At 61.6% G+C, this 21175-nt stretch carries 17 protein-coding genes and 1 pseudogene; 6 read left to right on the forward strand and 12 right to left on the reverse strand.

The annotated features are described in order from the left end of the window. Positions 1–324: 324 nt before the first annotated feature. From QMK54_RS18935 to mqo, 3 genes are all read right to left on the reverse strand, one after another. The gene (locus QMK54_RS18935; protein ID WP_223594902.1) at positions 325–972 is read right to left on the reverse strand and encodes a c-type cytochrome; all 648 of its coding nucleotides are present in this window, start codon (positions 970–972) and stop codon (positions 325–327) included. 10 nt (positions 973–982) lie between these two features. Further along, the gene (locus tag QMK54_RS18940) at positions 983–2224 is read right to left on the reverse strand and encodes a molybdopterin-dependent oxidoreductase (protein WP_320401113.1); all 1242 of its coding nucleotides are present in this window, start codon (positions 2222–2224) and stop codon (positions 983–985) included. A 542-nt stretch (positions 2225–2766) separates the two neighbouring features. Next, on the reverse strand, positions 2767–4413 hold the full coding sequence (gene mqo, locus QMK54_RS18945) for a malate dehydrogenase (quinone) (RefSeq protein WP_320401114.1): 1647 nt from the start codon (positions 4411–4413) through the stop codon (positions 2767–2769). 468 nt (positions 4414–4881) lie between these two features. Here mqo and ilvD point away from each other — a divergent pair, with 468 nt between their 5' ends. Further along, positions 4882–6564, forward strand: a complete 1683-nt coding sequence (ilvD, locus tag QMK54_RS18950) for a dihydroxy-acid dehydratase (RefSeq protein ID WP_320401115.1) — start codon at positions 4882–4884, stop codon at positions 6562–6564. Positions 6565–6721: 157 nt separating this feature from the next. Here the strand turns inward: ilvD and QMK54_RS31240 are convergent, their stop codons facing one another. From QMK54_RS31240 to QMK54_RS18965, 4 genes and pseudogenes are all read right to left on the reverse strand, one after another. Further along, positions 6722–7585, reverse strand: coding sequence for a methyl-accepting chemotaxis protein (locus QMK54_RS31240; RefSeq protein WP_371925841.1), 864 nt, complete (start codon positions 7583–7585; stop codon positions 6722–6724). Continuing rightward, positions 7580–8356 (reverse strand): annotated as a pseudogene (locus QMK54_RS31245) (MCP four helix bundle domain-containing protein); the annotation flags it as partial. The pseudogene QMK54_RS31245 and the gene QMK54_RS31240, both read right to left, overlap by 6 nt. A 72-nt stretch (positions 8357–8428) precedes the next feature. Next, complete coding sequence (locus QMK54_RS18960; protein ID WP_320401116.1) at positions 8429–9103, reverse strand: DUF2238 domain-containing protein; 675 nt, start codon at positions 9101–9103, stop codon at positions 8429–8431. Positions 9104–9317: 214 nt separating this feature from the next. Then, positions 9318–10133: an AraC family transcriptional regulator gene (locus tag QMK54_RS18965; protein ID WP_320401117.1), complete on the reverse strand. Its 816-nt coding sequence runs from the start codon at positions 10131–10133 to the stop codon at positions 9318–9320. 133 nt (positions 10134–10266) lie between these two features. Here QMK54_RS18965 and QMK54_RS18970 point away from each other — a divergent pair, with 133 nt between their 5' ends. Continuing rightward, positions 10267–10785 carry a carboxymuconolactone decarboxylase family protein gene (locus QMK54_RS18970; protein ID WP_110659860.1) on the forward strand — a complete coding sequence of 173 codons (519 nt, stop codon included), beginning with the start codon at positions 10267–10269 and terminating at the stop codon, positions 10783–10785. A 184-nt stretch (positions 10786–10969) separates the two neighbouring features. Here QMK54_RS18970 and QMK54_RS18975 read toward each other — a convergent pair whose 3' ends face one another. Together QMK54_RS18975 and QMK54_RS18980 are read right to left on the reverse strand one after the other, a co-directional pair. Further along, positions 10970–12058 (reverse strand): polyamine ABC transporter substrate-binding protein, encoded by a 1089-nt coding sequence (locus QMK54_RS18975; protein WP_320401118.1) that lies wholly within the window; start codon positions 12056–12058, stop codon positions 10970–10972. A gap of 54 nt (positions 12059–12112) precedes the next feature. After that, a complete protein-coding gene (locus QMK54_RS18980) occupies positions 12113–13414 on the reverse strand; it encodes an FAD-binding oxidoreductase (RefSeq protein ID WP_320401119.1) in 1302 nt (433 codons plus the stop codon). A 161-nt stretch (positions 13415–13575) separates the two neighbouring features. Between QMK54_RS18980 and QMK54_RS18985 the strand changes: the two genes are divergently transcribed. Further along, positions 13576–14463 carry a LysR substrate-binding domain-containing protein gene (locus QMK54_RS18985; RefSeq protein WP_223594885.1) on the forward strand — a complete coding sequence of 296 codons (888 nt, stop codon included), beginning with the start codon at positions 13576–13578 and terminating at the stop codon, positions 14461–14463. A gap of 855 nt (positions 14464–15318) precedes the next feature. Here the strand turns inward: QMK54_RS18985 and QMK54_RS18990 are convergent. The 3 genes from QMK54_RS18990 to QMK54_RS19000 are packed head-to-tail and all read right to left on the reverse strand — an operon-like array spanning position 15319 to position 18295. Beyond that, a complete protein-coding gene (locus QMK54_RS18990; RefSeq protein WP_320401120.1) occupies positions 15319–16827 on the reverse strand; it encodes a tripartite tricarboxylate transporter permease in 1509 nt (502 codons plus the stop codon). Positions 16828–16842: 15 nt separating this feature from the next. Then, a complete protein-coding gene (locus tag QMK54_RS18995; protein ID WP_110662468.1) occupies positions 16843–17328 on the reverse strand; it encodes a tripartite tricarboxylate transporter TctB family protein in 486 nt (161 codons plus the stop codon). Position 17329: 1 nt separating this feature from the next. After that, positions 17330–18295: a Bug family tripartite tricarboxylate transporter substrate binding protein gene (locus QMK54_RS19000; protein ID WP_110662469.1), complete on the reverse strand. Its 966-nt coding sequence runs from the start codon at positions 18293–18295 to the stop codon at positions 17330–17332. A gap of 341 nt (positions 18296–18636) precedes the next feature. On the opposite strand from QMK54_RS19000, the gene QMK54_RS19005 reads away from it, so the two are divergent. The 3 genes from QMK54_RS19005 to QMK54_RS19015 all read left to right on the forward strand — a co-directional run bounded on the left by QMK54_RS19005 (position 18637) and on the right by QMK54_RS19015 (position 21089). Further along, the gene (locus QMK54_RS19005) at positions 18637–18894 is read left to right on the forward strand and encodes a DUF2790 domain-containing protein (RefSeq protein WP_320401121.1); all 258 of its coding nucleotides are present in this window, start codon (positions 18637–18639) and stop codon (positions 18892–18894) included. Between the two features lie 84 nt (positions 18895–18978). Then, the gene (locus QMK54_RS19010; protein ID WP_046040381.1) at positions 18979–19650 is read left to right on the forward strand and encodes a heavy metal response regulator transcription factor; all 672 of its coding nucleotides are present in this window, start codon (positions 18979–18981) and stop codon (positions 19648–19650) included. An 8-nt stretch (positions 19651–19658) separates the two neighbouring features. Further along, positions 19659–21089: a heavy metal sensor histidine kinase gene (locus tag QMK54_RS19015; RefSeq protein ID WP_320401122.1), complete on the forward strand. Its 1431-nt coding sequence runs from the start codon at positions 19659–19661 to the stop codon at positions 21087–21089. The last annotated feature ends 86 nt before the right edge of the window (positions 21090–21175 follow it).

Below are 21175 nucleotides of genomic sequence, written 5' to 3' on the forward strand. Positions count from 1 at the left end.
GGCGATGGTCGTCAACGATAACGCGTAAATCGGGTAAAACGCGTTGCCCTGGAGTTTTTCGCGAGCAGGCTCGCTCCTACAGGAAGTCCGGGGTATTTCGAGGGTAGTCATTGGCGATCACGGTCCCTTGTAGGAGCCGGCTTGCTGGCGATGGTCGTTAACGATGACGCGTGTGAACTGGATAAACGCGCTGCACTTGAGTCCATCGCCGGCAAGCCGGCTCCTACAGGTATTGCGTTATCTGCTTTTCCCGGGATTGCGTAAGGAACCATACAAAAAAGCCCACTGACCGTCGCCGGTTCAGTGGGCTTTTTTGCATCAGGTTCACTGGTTCATGATGAACGTCGCCAGGCTTTTCAGATCCTCCGGGCTCAACTGCGCGAACGGCGGCATGGGCACATCCCCCCACTTTCCGCTACCGCCGTGCTGGATGCTGGACATAAGCCGGTCCATTGCCTGCGGGTCCTTGGCATATTTGGCCGCCACATCGCGGTAGGCCGGGCCGACGACCTTGTGATCGATCGCGTGGCAGGACAGGCAGGCGTTGTTCTGCAACAAGGCCTTGGCGTCGACTTTTGCCACAGCCACCTCCGGGGGCTGGGCCGCCGGGACGTTCGAGGCAGCCTGAACATCGGCATCATTGACCTTCGCACTGCCGTAGGTCACCGCCAGGTACGCGCCAATAACACTCACATCCTGGTCGCTGATCGGCGCACCGTACACATGCTGCATCTTGCCCGCTTCAGCGGTCCACTGCGCCAGGCTCAGGCCTGGCGGCTGGAAGTTGATGTAATCGGCCGAATGGCAGACCGAACACTTCTGCTGCGCCAAAGCGTAACCAGGCATCGTGCTGGGCTTGAACGCCGCCGTTTCGGGCGGCAACGTGATCGAAAGCGGCGCTGCACTGGCCAGGGTGGCCAAACCAACCTGAGCCGCGCAGAGCAAGGTGGTCATGAATTTAATGAGTTTCATGCGGCCCTCCTCAGGCGACGGTCACGTGGGTGGTTTCGACGACGTGACGGCGGTAGCCCGCGGGGTTCCAGTCGGCCTGCAGCGGTTGCGTCTCGCCCGCACTGTTGCTCGCTCGCACCATCAGCGGTGTGGCGCCCTTGCTGGTCAAGGTGATCGGCAGTGTCCATTGACGAAAGGAGAAACGGCCAAGGTCTTGCCCGAGCGTGGCTTCACGCCAGGTTTTTCCGCCGTCGATCGAGACCTCCACCTTGTTGACCCCAACGCCCCCGTCGAACGCAATGCCCTTGAGCACCAGGCTTTTGTTCAGCGGCAATACATCACCGTGTTTGACGCTGGTGATGAAACTGCGTACCGGCAATTTCGAAATTGGCTGGGTTTTCGCCGCCGTGGTGCCGGGCGCGATGCAGAAACAATCGTTGTCCGGAACCCGGTAACCCTTGGCCATGAAAAAACCGTCGTAGGTCGTGTCGACGACTTCGATCTCACTCAGGTGCTTGACCCAGTACGTGCCGAAATAGCCTGGCACCACCAGCCGAATCGGGTAACCGTTGAGAAACGGCAGGTCTGTGCCGTTCATGGACCAGGCGATCATCGGCTCGCCGTCCATGGCATGGCTGATGTCCAGCGCCTTGATGAACTCTGGTGTACTCGACAGCACGGGTTTGTCCAGCCCACGGAAAGTCACTTGCGCGGCGCTGGCTTTCACACCCGCCTTTTCCAATACCGCCTTGAGCGGTACCCCTACCCATCGCGCATTGCCCATCGAGCCATTGCCCAGCTGGGCGCCGAACACCCGCGGCATCGAGAAGCCACGGCTGTTGCCCGAACACTGATTGACCGCCACCACTTCCACCGGCTCGGCAAGGGCCTTTAGTTCGGCGAGGGAAAGCGACAGCGGCGTGTCGACCGAGCCCTTGATCGTCAGGCGGTAGGTGTCGGGATCGATGCTGGTCGGAAAATTCGCCAGGTGGTAACGCACGAAAAATGCGTCATTGGGCGTGATCGGCCCTTCGTTGAACACCGGGAACGGCGTCTCCAGGTGCGGCGGGCGCGTGGTCACCAGGGTCAATGGGCGCTTCTGCGGGTATTGCACTAGCGGGCGTGGGCCTGCGGCAAAGGTCACTTCTTCCGCGCTTTCATCGGCTGCCCTGGCGAGGTTTGCCAAAGGCGAGGCCGCCACGGCCAGCGTGAATGCATCGCGTAAAACCCGCCGGCGGCTCGGCTGGCGGCTGTCTAAAAAACTGAACTTCATTCTGCGCTCTCTATGATTGTTTTATTGAGATGCAACTGACAGTCCCTTGTCAGGGTGAAGAGGCATCGGCCTTTTTGTGCCAGTGCGGTTTCGCTGTACTGTTCGACGTCGGAGAGCCAACCAGTATCGACACGTGCAAGCGGGCTGCTTCACATTGGGCGTCAGAGACTTGGCAATTGATGACAGGGGGCTATGTTGCGTTCTTCTGTAGGAGCGAGCCTGCTCGCGAAGATCGTCAACGATAACGCGTAAATCGGGTAAAACGCGTTGCCCTGGAGTTTTTCGCGAGCAGGCTCGCTCCTACAGGGAATCCGGGGTATTTCGAGCGCGGTCACGGCCCCTTGTAGGAGCCGGCTTGCCGGCGATGGTCGTTAACGATAACGCGTGTGAAATGGATAAACGCGGCGCGCTTGAGTCCATCGCCAGCAAGCCGGCTCCTACAGGTGTTGCGTTATCTGTCTTTCCCGGGATTGCGTGAAGAACCACAAAAAAGCCCACTGACCGTCGCCGGTTCAGTGGGCTTTTTCGTATCAGGCGTCTGGTTACAGAGCCATATCACTCGCAGCATTAGCCTTCGGTGCTTTCGCATTGGTATCGACAGTAACCGGAGTCACAGCCGGCGCGATCACCGCGGGTGGCGGAGTCAGTTCCAGCACCTTGGCGGTGTAGGCCCACTCCTCGGCAACCTTCTCAGGACTGCCGTTCAGCTGGGTGCCGTAGCTCGGTACGATCTGGTGCAGTTTTGCCTGCCACTCAGGGCTCGCGACCTTGTCCTTGAACACTTTCTGCAGCACGGTCAGCATGATCGGTGCGGCGGTCGAAGCGCCTGGGGAGGCGCCCAGCAGGCCGGCGATGGTGCCGTCTTGCGAAGCGACGATTTCGGTGCCCAGTTTCAGCACGCCACCGGCGGCTTCGTCACGCTTGATGATCTGCACGCGCTGGCCGGCTTGCCACAGGCGCCAGTCTTCAGCCTTGGCGTTCGGGAAGTATTCCTTCAGGGCGTTCATGCGGTCTTCGTCAGACAGCATAAGCTGGCCTGCCAAGTACTCGACCAGCGGGTATTCCTTGATGCCGACCTTGGTCATTGGCCACACGTTGTGCGTGGTGGTGGTGGTCAGCAGGTCCAGGTACGAACCTTCTTTGAGGAACTTGGTGCTGAAGGTCGCGAATGGGCCAAACAGGATCACGCGCTTGCCATCCAGCACGCGGGTGTCCAGGTGCGGAACCGACATCGGCGGTGCGCCAACGGAGGCTTTACCGTAGGCCTTGGCCAGGTGTTGTTCGGCGATGGTCGGGTTCTCGGTCACGAGGAACGAGCCGCCTACCGGGAAGCCTGCGTATTCACGGGCTTCAGGAATGCCGGACTTCTGCAGCAGGTGCAGGGCACCGCCGCCGGCGCCGATGAACACGAACTTGGCGTCGGTTTCGGTCTTGCTGCCGTCTTTCAGGTTTTTGTAGCTGACGCGCCAGCTGCCGTCTTCGTTCTTGGTGATGTCCTGCACATCGCTGGACAGCTTCAAGTCGAACTTCGGCGTGGTTTGCAGGTGCGCAACGAACTGACGCGTGATTTCGCCGAAGTTCACGTCGGTGCCGATCGGGCTCCAGGTGGCTGCGATTTTCTGGTTCGGGTCACGCCCTTCCATCATCAGCGGCACCCACTGCTTGATCACAGCCGGGTCTTCGGAGTACTGCATGCCGGCGAACAGTGGGCTCGCTTGCAGGGCGTCGTAGCGTTTTTTCAGGAACTTGATGTTGTCATCGCCCCACACGAAGCTCATGTGCGGCGTGGAGTTGATGAACGAACGCGGGTTCTTCAGCACACCTTGCTGGACCTGCCAGGCCCAGAACTGGCGGGAGATCTGGAAGGCTTCGTTGATTTCAACGGCCTTCGGGATCGAGACCTTGCCGTTCTCGTCTTCCGGGGTGTAGTTCAGCTCGGCCAGGGCGGAGTGACCGGTACCGGCGTTGTTCCAGCCGTTGGAGCTTTCCTGGGCGACGCCGTCGAGGCGCTCGATCATCTGCATCGAGGTAGCAGGCTCCAGCTCATTGAGCCAGACACCGAGGGTTGCGCTCATGATGCCGCCGCCAATCAGCAGCACATCGACTTTCTTTGTCTCTTCCGCGTGGACGGAAGTCATCCCCATCGACAAAGCCAGCCCCAGCAGGGCCGTGTTCACTTTTTTAAACATCTGTTGCACCTATGATAAAACGCCATCCGCCCTTCCATCCTCACGCGCTCAGCCCCATGTTTCACGGCAGTCACGGGTGCGGCACTCAAGGATTGCAGGGTGGGCACACAAGGCCGACGAACCGCATCGACCCCAGTTTAATGTCCCTTCTGAACTGACTTTTTATCTTTATTGGCTTCAGCTACTTGAGCGACAGTGATTCCGTCGGCACGTCTTGAGGACATGCAAACTGAATAGGTCAAACCAAGTTGGCGCAAAGAATATCACGACAAGGCTTACCCGCGCGTCTGTTCGCGACTGCCTGGTCCGCTCACTGATGGATCTGTAGGAGCCGGCCTGCCGGTGATAGCGGTCTTGGGCCGTGTATCGATCGTTCGGGCGCCATCGCTGGCAAGCCAGCTCCTACAGGGTGACGGCGGATCGGCGACTATACTCAGTGGTCTTCAGATGAGCCGGTGAGGACAAGTCATGAGCGACAAAGACGATCTGCGCAAGTACTCCTCTCAAGTGATCGACGGCGTAGAGGCCGCGCCGGCACGCGCCATGCTGCGGGCCGTGGGCTTTACCGATGCAGACTTCAACAAGCCGCAGGTCGGCATCGCCTCGACCTGGGCCATGGTCACGCCCTGCAACATGCACATCGACAAGCTGGCGCTCGAAGCCGAAAAAGGCGCGAATGCCGCGGGCGCCAAGGGTGTGATCTTCAACACCATCACCATTTCCGACGGCATCGCCAACGGCACCGAAGGCATGAAGTATTCGCTGGTGTCCCGCGAGGTGATCGCCGACTCCATTGAAGTGGTGGTCGGTTGCGAGGGTTTCGACGGCCTGGTGACCATCGGCGGTTGCGACAAGAACATGCCGGGCTGCCTGATCGGCATGGCACGACTGAATCGCCCGTCGATCTTTGTCTATGGCGGCACCATCCAGCCGGGTGCCGGGCATACCGACATCATTTCCGTGTTCGAGGCCGTGGGCCAGCACGCGCGCGGCGATATCAGCGAGATCCAGGTCAAGCAGATCGAGGAAGTGGCGATTCCCGGTCCCGGTTCCTGTGGCGGCATGTACACCGCCAACACCATGGCCTCGGCCATCGAGGCACTGGGCATGAGCCTGCCCGGCTCCAGTTCCCAGGATGCCATTGGCGGCGACAAGGCCTCGGACAGTTTCCGCGCAGGCCAGCAGGTTATGGAGCTGCTCAAGCTCGACCTCAAGCCTCGGGACATCATGACCCGCAAAGCCTTCGAGAATGCCATCCGCGTGGTGATCGCCCTCGCCGGCTCGACCAACGCCGTGCTGCATCTACTGGCCATGGCCAATGCGGTGGATGTCGAACTGACCCTGGATGACTTCGTCGAACTGGGCAAGATCTCGCCGGTGGTCGCCGACCTGCGCCCCAGCGGCAAGTACATGATGAGCGAGTTGGTAGCCATCGGCGGCATACAACCGCTGATGAAACGCATGCTCGATGCCGGCATGTTGCACGGCGATGCGCTGACCGTCACCGGCCAGACCCTGGCGCAAAACCTCGCCAGCGTGCCCGACTACCCGGCCGGCCAGGACGTGATCCGGCCGTTCGACCAGCCGATCAAAAAGGATTCCCACCTGGTCATTCTGCGCGGCAACCTCTCGCCCACCGGCGCCGTGGCCAAGATCACCGGCAAGGAAGGCTTGCGCTTCGAAGGCACGGCCCGGGTCTATCACGGCGAGGAAGGTGCGCTGGCGGGCATTCTCAACGGCGAAGTACAGCCCGGCGAAGTGATCGTGATCCGCTACGAAGGGCCCAAGGGCGGGCCGGGCATGCGCGAAATGCTTTCGCCGACGTCGGCGGTCATGGGCAAGGGGCTGGGCAAGGACGTGGCGTTGATCACCGATGGGCGTTTTTCCGGTGGCTCACATGGTTTCGTGGTGGGACATATCACGCCGGAAGCCTTTGAGGGCGGGCCGATTGCGCTGGTCGAGAATGGCGACAGGATCATCATCGATGCTGAAACACGGCAGATTACCGTGGATGTCTCCGATGCCGTGTTGGCCGAGCGCAAGGGCCGTTGGGTGCGGCCGGAATCGAAATACAAGCGCGGGGTGCTGGCCAAATATGCGAAGACGGTGTCCAGTGCTTCGGAGGGGGCTGTGACGGATAAGTACCTTTAGCCCGTCGTTTTGCATTGCCGGGTCTGCCGCCTTCGCGAGCAAGCCCGCTCCCACATTCGACGGTGTTCTACCATGAGAACGCGGTCAATTGTGGGAGCGGGCTTGCTCGCGAAGAGGCCATTACAAACAGCAAATCTCTTAAATCAGTACATCAACCTCACAGCCGAAACCGATCCACCGACTGCGACAACTGCCCCGCCAGGCTCGACAACTCATCGGTGGTCGAAGCCGTCTGCCCGATCACCTTGCTGTTGCCTTCGGACATGCCGGCAATCATCTCCACCTGATGGGCGATTTCGTTGCTGGCCAGGCTTTGTTCGCCGATGGTGCGGCTGATGTCATTGACCAGTTGCGTGGTGTGCAGCGTGGCCTCGAGGATCTCGCGGATGGCGCGCTCGACGTCGGCCGTCACCGCCATGCCCTTGTCGACCTGGGCCACGCCCTCCTCCATGCTGATCACCGCCTCGCGGGTGCTTTGCTGGATGCGTGCGACCATGCTGGCGATTTCCTGGGTGGACGCGCTGGTGCGCCCCGCCAGACTGCGAACCTCATCGGCCACCACGGCAAAACCGCGTCCCTGCTCGCCGGCGCGGGCGGCTTCGATGGCGGCGTTGAGTGCCAGCAGGTTGGTCTGGTCGGCGATGCCCTTGATCACCTGGATGATGTTGAAAATCCCTTCGGACTCCTTGTCCAGCGTACGAATCACCTGGGCCGACTGCTGCGCCGACCGCGCGATGCCGTCCATGTCGCTGACCACCTGATGGATCACGCGGCCACCGTCCTTGGCCAGCGATTCTGCCTGGTTGGCCATGTCCAGCGCCCGCTCGGCGTGGCGGGTGATTTCCTCGATGCTCGCGGTCATTTCGCTGGCGGCCGCAGCCATGGTGCTGGCTGCCGCGCTTTGCTGCTGGCTGCTGCCGGCCACTTCATGGCAGCCGTTGCTCAGTTGCTTGCTCATGCCGCTGACGCCGTGGGCATTGCTGCGCACGACCTCGATCATGCCGCGCAAGTCCCGTTGCATGGTCGCCAGGCTCCGGATCAATGCGCTGGCTTCATCATTGCGGGTGGGCTCGACGATCGGCTCGCTGAGGTTGCCATGGGCGATGCTCTCGGCAATGCGGCTGGCGGTTTGCAGCGGGCCCATGATGCTCAGGATCGCCGAACGCCCCAGGGTCAGCAGCAGCAACAGGCTGGCGATCAACACGCCACCCTGGGTCAGGTTGGCGTTGCTGATCGCTTGCGCCGTGCCCTGGCTGGTCTGTTGCGTATCGCGTTCGATCAACTCGCTGAGGGCGGCCATCTGGTCTTCCAGCTGGCTGAAGGCGCTGTTGAAACTGCCCACTTCCTGTTGCGCGGCTTCCGGGTTCTCCAGCGCCAGCCCGGCGATGCGCTCGGCGGAGCTGATGTAGGTGTCGAGGCTGGGCTTGATCTTGTTCAGGCCGGCCTTGATGGTGTCGTTGACCGGCAGCTTGAGGTTTTCCCCGAGCACTTCGCGAAAGCGCTGGGCGTGCTCTTCGATGGAATTGCGCACCTCGGCTTTGCTGCTGGTGCTTTTGTTCAAGCCTACCAACATGGCCGACAGCACGTCGGCACGCAGCGCGTCGTGCATCATGTCGGCTTCGAGGTGATTGCGCAGCGCGGCCATGCTGACGTTGTTGTCGTCCACGGCCCCGGCCATCCGAGTGTTTCCCAGGTAACTGACCAGGCTCATGATCAACGCAGTGAGCAATCCGGTGCCGATCAGCAATATTAAACGCAGTTTTATGGACACTCTGTGGTTCCTCTCTGGCACGTTTGGCGGCAGGGTTTGCCCCGCGCGGATGGCTTCAAGAGGTTATCGACGGGATCGGGCAGTAATTGAAGACTACCCCCACAAATTGTTGTTTTTGCGACATGCGGTCGTCATCGGTTGTTTCTGCGCCATGCCGCGCACGGACACCAGCACCAGGGTGGCACAGGCACCGAGCACCGCGATGGCCATGTCCTTTTGCGAGTCCCACGGATCGTTTTGCGCGCCGACGAAGGCGTTCGCCGTGTCATTGCCCAGGAAGGCCCCGCCGATCCACTCCACCAACTCGTACAGGGCGGAGGTCGACAGCATGATGTTCAGGGTCACGAAAAACAGCCAGAACCCGCGCAGCGGCGTCAGGCGCCACAGGACTTCGCGCACCGGATAAGCCAGCAGCAGCCCGTAGCTCAGGTGCACCAGTCGGTCGTAATGGTTGCGATGGATACCGGTCGCGTGCTCGAAACTGAACCCCAACCACGTCGAAGACCAGTGTTCGTAAGGCACCAGGGAATAGGTGTAGTGGGCGCCCAATTCATGCACGCACAGAAACGCAAACACCAGCGTGATCGACGTCGCCGACAAACGGAACCGGCGAGCAACCGCCACCAGCGTCCCCACCAGCAACAGCACCAGCAGGTTTTCCAGCGCCCAGTCCACCCGGCTGCGGGGGGAAAAACCCGACACCACGGCGATCAGCAGAAACACCATCAGCAACGTCAGGTCGTACCGTGAATGTTGGCTGGACTGCATGGCTTGAGCTCCTCGAAGGCTGGACAATGGCCCTTTCAGTTCGAGGAAAAGCTTTCGCGCAAAGTTCGTTTTTTCCGATGAGCCGACGACCTTCTGGCGACACAGACCCTGTGGGAGCGGGCTTGCTCGCGAAGAGGCCATGTCAGCCGACATCACCGTTGAATGACACAACGCTTTCGCGAGCAAGCCCGCTCCCACAAGGGGGCTGTGTGGGTCAGTTACCCTTCCACTCCCTCGGGCTCAGCCCGGTCTTGCGCCGAAACGCCCGGGCCAGCGCCGAGGGGCTTTCGTAGCCGACTTCCTCGGCGATCAGCGCAATCGGCCGGCCCTCGCGCAAGCGTTTCTGCGCCAGGCTGATGCGCCAGCTCACCAGGTAATCCACCGGCGTCTGCCCGACCACTCGGCGAAAGTGCTCGGCGAAACTGGCCCGCGACATGTTGGCGGCGACCGAGAGTTCGGCCACGCTCCAGGCCTTGGCCGGGGTTTCATGCATCAGGCTCAGGGGCCGCGCCAGGCGCGCATCGGCGAGGCCGGCCATCATGCCCGGCTGCTGGCCAGTGCTGCTCAGGATGTGCCGCAGCAACAGGATCACCAGCAGTTCGAACAGGCGATCCATCACCGCTTCACGCCCGCAGGTACCGTCGAACGCCTCGTTGAACAGCCATTCCAGGGTCCCGGCCAGGCTCGGCATCTCATCGAGCTTGAGCACCAGGTAATCCGGCAGCGCCGCCGCCAGGGCGTTGCCCGCACCGCCGTCGAAGTCCAGGGTCGCGCAGACCAGTTGCGTGCCGGACGCTTCCGACGCAAACAGGCGATGTCGATAAGGCCGGGGGAAAAAGATCAGGCTCGGTTCACTCAGTTGCAGATCCGGCTGCTCGCCCATCTTGAGCAGCAGTTCACCGGCCTGCAGCAGGTGCAAATGACCGCTGGCTTGCTGGCCGTCGTAGGCGGCGGTGCCGCAAAACGTGCCGCTGTGAAAGGTGCCGGCATTGACGCCGAAGTGAGTGAGCAACGTCGACAAGCGATCCATGACAGGCTCCCGGAAGCAGTTCTGGACGATCTGTCGCATATCCTCGACGATTTGCACCCAACAAGCCAGATGCTGCCCCTAACATCAGCGCCGTACCCAGCGCATACCGCGCTTCACACTACGGAGTATCACCATGACCCGCATTGCCCCGATCAGCCTGGAACACGCCACCGACGCCACCCGCCCGCTGCTGGAAGGCGTGCAGAAGAAAATCGGCTTTCTGCCCAATGTGTTCGGGGTGCTGGCGAACGCCCCCGTCGCGCTGACCTCATACCTGCAAATTTCGGCAACCCTGGCCAAGACCTCCTTGAGCGCCACGGAAAAAGAAGCGGTGTTCCTTGCCACCTCGCAGGTCAACGGTTGCGACTACTGCGTGGCAGCTCACACATTCTTCGCCGACAAGGTCGGGCTGTCGCAGGAGGACATCCTCAGTGCACGACACGGCGAGCTCAACGCCATTGCCGCCCTCGCCCGCCAGATCACTGAAAGCCGTGGGCACCTGAGCGCCGAGCAACTCGCCGCCGCCCGTGCCGCCGGTATCGACGACGCCAAGATCATCGAAGTGATCGCCCATGTCGCTTCGCAGACGCTGACCAACTACCTGAACAATGCCGCGCTGACCGACATCGACTTCCCGGTTATCGAGGCCTGAACCCCTCTAGCGTCAATCCTGTCTGAAACAGACTGTCGGAGCGAACCGAAACCTGTGGGAGCGGGCTTGCTCGCGAAGGCGCTGTGTCAGTCGCCAGCATAGGTGTCTGATACGCCGCTTTCGCGAGCAAGCCCGCTCCCACAATGATTTTGCTCAAGCGACAGATATGCGCATGACGTCGCGGTCAGGTATTGGTTTTCAGCCTGGTCCACAAGCGCGTGCTGAGGCGTGCAATGGCTGCGGGCAAGTCCTCGACGGTAAACAGCTTGTCCATCACGGTTTTCGGCGGATAGATCGCCAGGTCCTGCTTCACCGCCGGGTCGACGAAGGCATCCGCGGCGCTGTTGGGGTTGGCGTAGTGGATGCTGTTGCTGATGTTGGCGATCACCTTCGGCTCCAGCAGGTAGTTCATGTAGGCGTAGCCGTTCTTCTCGTGCGGCGCGTTCTTGGGCATGACCACCATGTCCATCCACAAGGTGGAACCTTCATCCGGGATCGAGTAGGCAATATCGATCCCGTTCTTGGCTTCCCTGGCGCTGGCGGCGGCCTGCACGATATCGCCGTTGAAACCGATCACCGCGCAGACGTTGCCGTTGGCCAGGTCGCTGATGTACTTCGACGCATGGAAATACTGGACGTATGGCCGGATCTTCAGCAGCGCCTGCTCGGCTTTCTTGTAGTCGGCCGGTTCGTGGCTGTGGGGTGGCAGGCCCAGGTAATTGAGGGTGATCGGCAGGATTTGCGTCGGGTTGTCGATGATCGCCACGCCGCATTCGCTGAGTTTCTTGATGTTGTTCTCGTCGAAGAACAGGCTCCAGGAACGGGTGACGTCGGTATTGCCGAAGATCGCCTTGATCTTCTCGACGTTGTAGCCGATGCCCGCCGTGCCCCACATGTAGGGGAAGCCGTACTGGTTGCCCGGATCGTTGACCTCAAGTTTTTTCATCAACGCCGGGTCGAGGTTTTTCCAGTTGGGCAACTGGCTCTTGTCGAGCTTCTGGATCGCGCCGGCCTTGATCAGGCGCGACAGGAAGTGGTTGGACGGGCTGACCACGTCATAGCCGGTGTTGCCGGTCATCAGCTTCGATTCCAGCACTTCGTTGCTGTCGTGGATGTCGTAGGTCGCCTTGATCCCTGTGTCCTTGTTGAAGTTGACCAGGGTGTCGTCGGCGATGTAGCCGTTCCAGTTGGAAATGTTGACGGTTTCGTCGGCATAGGTGGCGGCGGAAAACGTCGAGATCAGGGCCACAAGGGAAAGCGTATTGACGCGCATGTTGAATCAACTTCGATGGGAAGTGCTTTTGTTCTTGTTGTGAAGCGGGTGTTGTCAGATTTCGCTTCTGGCCCGGACCGTTTCCACGCGCATACGCAGCATGGCACCGATGTCGAGCAACGGCTTGGGCGGTAGCCAGCCGGGCTGTGCCCGTTGAATGACCGAGTGCAGCAGCGGCGAATCCCGACCCGAGGCCCACTCCGCCAGCAGGCGGCCCCACAGCGTGCCGCGCGCCACGCCGGAGCCGTTGCAGCCGGCCACGGCAAACACGCTTTCCTCGACCTTGGCGAAATACGGCTGGCCGGAGCGCGAAGCACTGAGGTGACCGGTCCAGGTGTATTCGATGTCCTGCTCGCCGAGCATCGGGAAACGCCGTTGCAAGCCCAGCACATGGTGCTGGCGGCGGGTCGACAATTCGCCCGGGGACAAATCCCGCGAGCGGTATTCGGCGGTGTTGCGGATCATCACCCGGCGATCCGGGGTCAGGCGCACCGTGGCGCCCAGCGGCCGGGTCGACAGCACGCCCCAGGACGCGGGCGCACCCAGGGCTTGAAACTCTTGATCGCTGAGCGGCCGCGTGAGGCTGGCGCTGAGCTCCATCGCGAATGTGCCGCTGTCATCGATACCCGCACGAGGGATGAAGGCGTTCAGGCAGACCAAGACCTGTTTGGCCTCGACGCAGCCGTTTTGGCCCCGAGCGCGAATTCGGCCGTCGCCCAGGCGCTCGATACCGGTGATATCGGTGTTCTCATGGACCGTCACTGTCTGCGGCAAGGCATCGAGCAAGCCTTTCACATACTTGGCCGGTTGCAGCAGCGCATTGCCGTTACCGCACCAGATCCCGGCGCGATAGTGGCGGGTGCCGAGTTTCTCGATCAATGGCTCGCCTTGCAGAAACTGTGCGCTGGCGCCAACCGCACGCAGGGTCTGCAGCTTGGCCTCGACGTGGGTCAGCTTGCGTGGATCGCTGACGGCGAAGAAATAACCCGACTCCCTGAAGTCGCATTCGATGCCCAGCCGGGCGATCTGCTTGCGCACTTCATCGGCGGCGGCGCGGCCGATCGAGGTGTCCACTTGATAGCCGGCGAACCCTTCGCTGCCCAGCAACTCTCCGGTAGCTGGATGTTCGTGGGCCACCACAAACCCGGAATTGCGCGCCGATGCACCCTGCGCAGCCCGCTGGCGGTCAACCACCACAATGCGTGCCTGCGGATGCATTTGCGCAAGGGCGTGTGCGGCACTCAGCCCGGTGATGCCGGCGCCGATCACCAGCCAGTCGGCCTGTTGCGTGCCCTTTAGCGGCTCGCGCAGCGGTGAACTCCCCGCTTGCGCGATCCAGCCACAGATATTTTCCATGCGTCACCTCGTTTTCTTGTTCTGCGAACCGTGGCGAATCAACTGCTTTGCATGCATGATTCGCATGAGCGGTTTTCGATGACGGTAGCCATGACTAGAATTTAAAGGCTCCTCACAGGTACAACCAACGTTATTAAATCATCGAGGCATTCTGAAAACGCATGGAGAAGATTCGCCACGCGCCCTCGCTGCAGGGCTTGCAGGCCTTGGTTGAGGTTGCGGACTCGGGCAGCTTCACCCAGGCGGCGCAGAAGCTCTGCCTGACGCAAAGCGCCGTGAGCCGACAGATCCAGCAACTGGAGAGCCACTTCGACGTGCAGCTGTTTGTCAGGAGCAGTCGCAGCCTGCAACTGACCGCGGAGGGCGAACAGGTACTGGCCAGCGCCCGCAGCATCCTCGAACAGTTGCGCAGCCTCGAAGACCGGCTGGCGCCGCAAAAACGCCCGTTCCGCATTCGCATGCACGTGTCGTTGGCGGTGCGCTGGCTGCTGCCCAGGCTGAGCGATTTCTACCGGCATCACCCGGACGTCTCCCTGGCAATAGAAACCGTGGCCACCGAAGTGGTGGAGCCGGCCAGTGACAGCGACGCCTACATTCTCTATCTGCCTGAGCCGTCCACGGCGCCCGATTGCCTGACCCTGTTCGAGGAAGCGCTGGTGCCGGTGTGCGCGCCGGGCCTGGGCAGCCCGGGCAGGCCATTGGCGGCGCTGGAAGATTTGCCGGGGTACGCCTTGCTGCACCGCTCAAGCGACCAGAATGACTGGCAGGTCTGGCTGTCAGCCAACGGCGGCAAGGCGCTGCATGACTATCGGCACATCCCCTTCAACCTCGACGAACTGGCACTCGACGCCGCCGCCCGGGGCCTGGGCGTAGCGATGACCGACATGACCCTGGCCGGAGAGTCGATCCAGCGCGGCGAACTGGTGATTCCGTTCGGCGAACCGTTGAAGACCCGGGGGATTTACTCGCTGTGCCTGCAACCTTCGGCGGCATCGCATCCGGCCTGCGCACCGGTCATGCAATGGTTCACCGCACAAACCACTGCCTGACCCTCAATGTCGCCTGACACACCGCCTTCGCGAGCAAGCCCGCTCCCACAGGATTTGTGGGCATACGAAAATTCCGTGAACAACCGCAATTACGGTAGGAGCTGGCTTGCCAGCGATGAGGCCCTCACATTCAAAACCAATGTCGCCTGACACACCGCCTTCGCGAGCAAGCCCGCTCCCACAGGATTTGTGGGCATACGAAAATTCCGTGAACAACCGCAATTACTGTGGGAGCTGGCTTGCCAGCGATGAGGCCCTCACATTCAAAACCAATGTCGCCTGACACACCGCCTTCGCGAGCAAGCCCGCTCCCACAGGATTTGTGGGCATACGAAAATTCCGTGAACAACCGCAATTACGGTAGGAGCTGGCTTGCCAGCGATGAGGCCCTCACATTCAAAACCAATGTCGCCTGACACACCGCCTTCGCGAGCAAGCCCGCTCCCACAGGATTTGTGGGCATACGAAAATTCCGTGAACAACCGCAATTACTGTGGGAGCTGGCTTGCCAGCGATGAGGCCCTCACATTCAAAACCAATGTCGCCTGACACACCGCCTTCGCGAGCAAGCCCGCTCCCACAGGATTTGTGGGCATACGAAAATTCCGTGAACAACCTCAACTACTGTAGGAGCTGGCTTGCCAGCGATGAGGCCCTCACATTCAAAACCAATGTCGCCTGACACACCGCCTTCGCGAGCAAGCCCGCTCCCACAGGATTTGTGGGCATACGAAAATTCCGTGAACAACCGCAATTACTGTGGGAGCTGGCTTGCTCGCGAAGAGGCCCTCACATTCAACATCAATATCGACCGACACACCGCCTTCGCGAGCAAGCCCGCTCCCACAGGGGGGCTCAATCATCCTCATGCAACTTGATGCCGCGTTTATGCAGCACGTGGGGCACCACCAGCACCAGCAGCGTGAGGGCGAGGAAGAACGCCGAGATCGGTTGCGTGAGGAACACTGTCCAGTCGCCCTCGCCGATGGACAAGGCGTTGCGCAGCTGTTTCTCGGCCATCGGTCCCAGCAGCATGCCGACGATCACCGGGGCGACGGGAAAGTCGAACCGCCGCATCAGCACCCCGCCCCAGCCAATGGCCAACATCAGGATCAGGTCGAAGGATGAGTGGCGCATGCCGTAAACGCCGATGGTGGCGAATACCAGGATGCCGGCATTCAGGTACGGCCGGGGGATTTGCAGCAGTTTGACCCACAGGCCCACCAGCGGCAGGTTCAACACCAGCAGAATCACGTTGCCGATGTACAGCGAAGCCACCAGCGTCCAGACCAGGTCGGCAGAGGTTTCGAACAGCATCGGCCCGGGTTGCAGGTTGTAGTTCTGGAACGCCGCCAGCAGGATCGCGGCGGTGGCGGACGTCGGGATGCCCAGGGTCAGCAACGGCACCAGCGAGCCGGTCGCGCTGGCATTGTTGGCCGCTTCCGGGCCGGCAACGCCTTCGATGGCGCCCTCGCCCTTGTTGGCGGAAAACTCCTTGGGGTACTTGCTCAGCTTGCGTTCGGTGGAATAGGACAGAAAGGTCGGAATTTCGGCGCCACCGGCCGGAATCGAACCAAACGGAAAACCGATCAGCGTGCCGCGAAGCCACGCCGGCACCGAGCGTTTCCAGTCGGCGCGGGTCATCCACAACGAGGTCAGGCGATGCCGGCCTTCGTTGGCTTCGGTTTGATAGAGCAAGCTGTACAAGGCCTCGCCCACCGCGAACAGACCGACCGCCACCAGCACCACTTCGATGCCGTCCACCAGTTCAGGCACACCGAGGGTGTAGCGGGCAATGCCCGAGGTCGAATCCAGGCCGATCAAGCCAATGGTCAAGCCGACGCCCAGCGAGGCAAACCCGCGCAGCATGGAAGCGCCGAGCACCGCCGACACGGTGGTGAACGACAGCACCAGGATCGCGAAGTATTCGGTGGGGCCGAAATTCAGCGCCAGCCTGGCCACGATGGGCGCGAACAGCGTCAGCAAAATCGTGGCGATGGTGCCGGCGACGAATGAACCGATCGCCGCCGTTGCCAGCGCAGGTCCGGCGCGGCCGTTGCGCGCCATGAGGTTGCCTTCCAGGGCCGTGACCATCGACGACGATTCGCCGGGGGTATTGAGCAGGATCGAGGTAGTGGAGCCACCGAACTGCGCGCCGTAGTAGATACCGGCGAACATGATCAAGGCCCCGGTGGGATCGACCTTGGCGGTGATCGGCAGCAGCAGCGCCACCGTCAGTGCCGGACCGATCCCGGGCAACACGCCGATGGCAGTGCCGAGCAGGCAGCCGATGAACCCCCACATCAGATTGATCGGCGTCAGCGCCGAGGAAAATCCCATCTCCAGGCTTGAAAGAATGTCCACGGCGTCGCTCTCCTTTCAAAGCCAGATGTTGATCAGCGACGGCAGGGAAACCCCGAGTCCGGCGTTGAACAGCCAGTAGATCGGCAGGGTCAAGGCAATGCCGATGGCCAGGTCCCGCACCGGATGACGGCTGCCGAACCCCCGCGCCGAACAGGCAAACAGCAACCCGGCGGCCAGCACGAAACCGATCAGGTTGATCAGCACCGCCACCCCGACAAGCCCCCCGGTCACCCAGGCCGCACCGGCTTTTCCACCGGGCACCGTGCCCGTGTCGTCGTTATCCAGTTCGCGAAAACCACCGCTGAACGCCTGATAACTCAGCAACAGGCCCACGCCGCCGATAAACGCCGCCACCACATAGGGGTAAACGTAGGCCGGGAGGATGACGAAACCCATTTCAGGCGGAAAACGGTAGGCACCCATCGCCAATATGACGCTGATGGCGATCAGGCCGATGCCGACCGCCAATTGCGTCGGCACCACGGCGCGCTGTGTGGCCATCTCAAAGCAGCCCGACCTTGACCAGCATGGCGCGCAACCGCACGTGTTCTTCCTCGACGAATTTGCCGAACTCATCGCCGGTCAGCACGCTGGGCGTCCAGGCGTTGGCCTGGATATTGTCCTGCCAGACCTTGCTGTTGGTGGCGGCCACGACGGCGTCGGTCACCTCTTTACGCTGCTCCGGGGTGAGGCCCGCCGCACCATAAACGCCGCGCCAGTTGCCGATGATCACGTCGTAGCCGCTTTCCTTGAGAGTTGGCGCATCAATGCCGGGAACACGCTCCGGCGCACCGATGGCAAGGACACGGAACTGACCGTTCTTGATGTACTGGCCAAGCTCCGCGTAACCGCCGGTGATCACCTTGAGCTGGCCGCCCAGCGCCTGGGCAACCACCTCACCGCCGCCACCAAAGGCCACGTAGTTGACCTTGTTGACCGGAACATCCAGTTTGCCGGCAAGCTCGGCGATACCGATGTGGTCGACCGAGCCCTTGGAGCCGCCGCCCCAGGTAATGCTGGTCGGTTTGTCCTTGAACGCCTTGATCAGGTCATCGAGGGTCTTGAATTCAGATTCCTTGCGCACGGCGATCACGTTGTACTCGGTGAACAGCCGGGCAATGGGCGTCACATCCTTCAGGCTGATCTGCGGTTTGTTCTGCTCGATGCCCGCGACCATGATCGCGCCGACCACCAGCAAGGCGTTCGGATCACCCTTGGTGCTGTTGGCAAATTGCGCCAGCCCCAGGGTCCCGCCCGCTCCGCCCTTGTTCTCGAAGGTTACCGCCTTGGCCGTATTGGCTTCGACCATGGCCTTGCCCAGGACCCGGGCGGTCTGGTCGTAACCACCGCCCACCGAGCCCGGGGCCATGAACTTGACGGTATCGAGCGCGAAGGCGGGTGCGACAAGCACGGCAGCAGTCAAACCTGCGGCCATGCAGCGACTGAAACGACGGATCAAGGCGGACATGGGCATCTCCTGATTGCATTGTTTTTATAGGTGCCGTTTGCCCATCGAGGTGCTCGATGAACATGGGCCTGCGAACAAGCTTAGGCCATGGATCCGCGCTCGACCGGTTTTGCTCAAAACCCCTGTGGGAGCGGGCTTGCTCGCGAAGAGGCCGGCACATTCAACATGGATGCAGGCTGACACACCGCCTTCGCGAGCAAGCCCGCTCCCACAAGGGCGGGGCTTTCATTACAACTTTGTAATCGAGTTGTTGGTCGGCTGTCCGGATCGCCTCGTTAACCTGAGCTCACTGCCAGGCCAACCTTCGGCAGCCACCCAGCCCTTGCAGAGAGAGATTCGTCATGAAAATGTTGATTGCTGGTTTTGTCGCCCTGCTCGCCACCGGTTCGGCGTTTGCCGCTACCCAGTCCACCTCGCCGGTCATCCATGACAAAGACGGCTTCTATGTCCCGGTGGATGTGGCCAAAGTGCTGTCCATGACCGACCTCAACGGCAAGTGCGGCATCGTGCCGGCGCAGTTCAACTACCTCGACCACCAGGGTCGCGAACACCAGCTGGACTATCAAGTCCAGGGCGTTGGCTGCATTGGCGAGAACTGATCGAATGCCTGTATTGACGACTGGCCGGGCTACACTTGCGCCATTGATGCCCCCCCGTAGCCCGACCGAAACAGGCCGCTCCCGATGAACATCCTCGTAGTCGAAGACGAACCCAAGGCCGGCAATTACCTGCTCAACGGCCTGCAGGAACTCGGATACACCGTGAGCCTGGCGCGCGATGGCGTCGATGGCTTGCACCTGGCCCTGGAGCACGATTTCGATGTGATCGTGCTGGACGTGATGATGCCGAAGATGGATGGCTGGGAAGTCCTGCGCCGCCTGCGCAAGGAAGCCGACACGCCAGTGCTGTTCCTCACCGCCCGGGATGACATCGCCGACCGCATCAAAGGCCTCGAACTGGGCGCCGACGATTACCTGATCAAGCCGTTTTCCTTCGCCGAACTGGTGGCACGCCTGCGCACCCTGACCCGCCGTGGCCCTACCCGGGAAGAAGAACACCTGCACGTCGACGACCTGCAGATCGACGTGCTCAAGCGCCGCGTCAGCCGCGCCGGCAACCGCATCACCCTGACCAACAAGGAATTCGCCCTGTTGCACCTGTTCGCCACCCATCAGGGCGAGGTGCTGTCACGCTCGATGATCGCCTCGCGGGTCTGGGACATGAATTTCGACAGCGACACCAATGTCGTCGATGTCGCGGTGCGCCGCCTGCGCCTGAAAATCGATGATCCGTTCCCGCTCAAGCTGATCCACAGCGTACGCGGCATCGGCTACCGCTTCGACACTCAACCCTGAACGCTCCCATGAATGCCATGACACCGCTGCGATCCGCCTCCCGCCTCAGCCATTCCCTGACCCTGCGTCTGGCGCTGGTGTTTGCCCTGTTGGCGTTTGTCTCGCTGGCGCTGCTCGGCGTCGCGCTGTACCGCGACCTGGAGCGCGAGTTGATCCATCGCGACGACATTGCCCTGATCACCCGCATCGACCAGTTGCGCACTTTCCTCAACGACAGCAACACCCTCGACCTGATCAAGGCCAAGCCGGCGCTGTTCCAGAACATGATGGGCAACCGTGAGGCCCTGCTGACCATCGGCACCCCTGGCCAGCCACCGTTGCTGGTGGTCAACCCGGGCAACCTGAACATGCCGGTGCTGACCCCGGTGGCGATGGATCATCGGCTGACCCTGGACGACGTGCAGCATTTGCCCAACGTCAATGGCGTGCCGTTTTCCGCCCTGGCGGCGACCATCGACTCCGGTGACCTGGGCAGCCTGCAAGTGGTGACCGGGCGCCTGATGACCGAGCGCACCGCCGTGCTCGCCGAATACCGCTTCAATGTGTACCTGTTCGCCAGCGTCGCGGCGATTCTGCTGGCGCTGTCCGGTTATCTGCTGGTGCATCGCGGCCTGTTGCCCCTGCGGCGCCTGGCCCGCCACACCCAGAGCATCGACGTCGGCAACCTCAACGAACGCCTCGACAGCCAGGGCGCGCCGCTGGAGCTGCTGCCGATGATCGACGCCTTCAACGCCATGCTCGACCGCCTGGACAAAGGCTTCATCCAACTGGGCCAGGTATCGACCGACATGGCCCACGAACTGCGCACGCCGATCAACAACCTGCTCGGCGAAACCCAGGTGGCCCTGCAGCAGAACCGCAGCACCGACGCCTATCAGCAGCTATTGGCTTCGAATGTCGAAGAACTCGAACGCCTGGCGCGCATGCTCGACAACATGCTGTTCCTGGCCCGCACCGACCCGCGCAGTGCCTTGCGCCAACGTCAGGAGCTGGATGCCGCTGACGAAATGCAACGCATGGCCGACTACTTCGAAGGCCCGGCGACCGACGTTGGCATCTGCATCAATGCCCGGGGCAGCGGTCTGATCTGGGCCGAGCCGATGTTGCTGCGTCGTGCATTGGCCAACCTGTGCGCCAACGCCATCAAGTACGGCGCCCCGCAGTCCGAGCTGTACATCCACGCCCAGCCGACCGCCGACGGCATCCAGGTCCACGTGCGCAACCACGGCCCGACCATCCCGGCCCAGCATCTGCCACGGCTGTTCGAACGTTTCTACCGGGTCGATGAGTCCCGCGAACGCTCGGCCCAATCCAACGGCCTGGGCCTGTCGATCGTGGCGACGATCATGCAACTGCACAACGGTGCCTGCCATGTCAGCAGCGTCGACGGCATCACCTGCTTCGAACTGTTTTTCCCGGCGCGGCAACAGCATGAGTAGCCCCCGGGCGAAAACCGCCCGGGGCACTTCCGACAAAACATCGCTCTAGGGTGCGTGTCATGGCCTAACCTCATTGGCTATGTGAT

It is taken from the genome of Pseudomonas sp. P5_109 (genome assembly GCF_034009455.1).
GTDB lineage: Bacteria > Pseudomonadota > Gammaproteobacteria > Pseudomonadales > Pseudomonadaceae > Aquipseudomonas.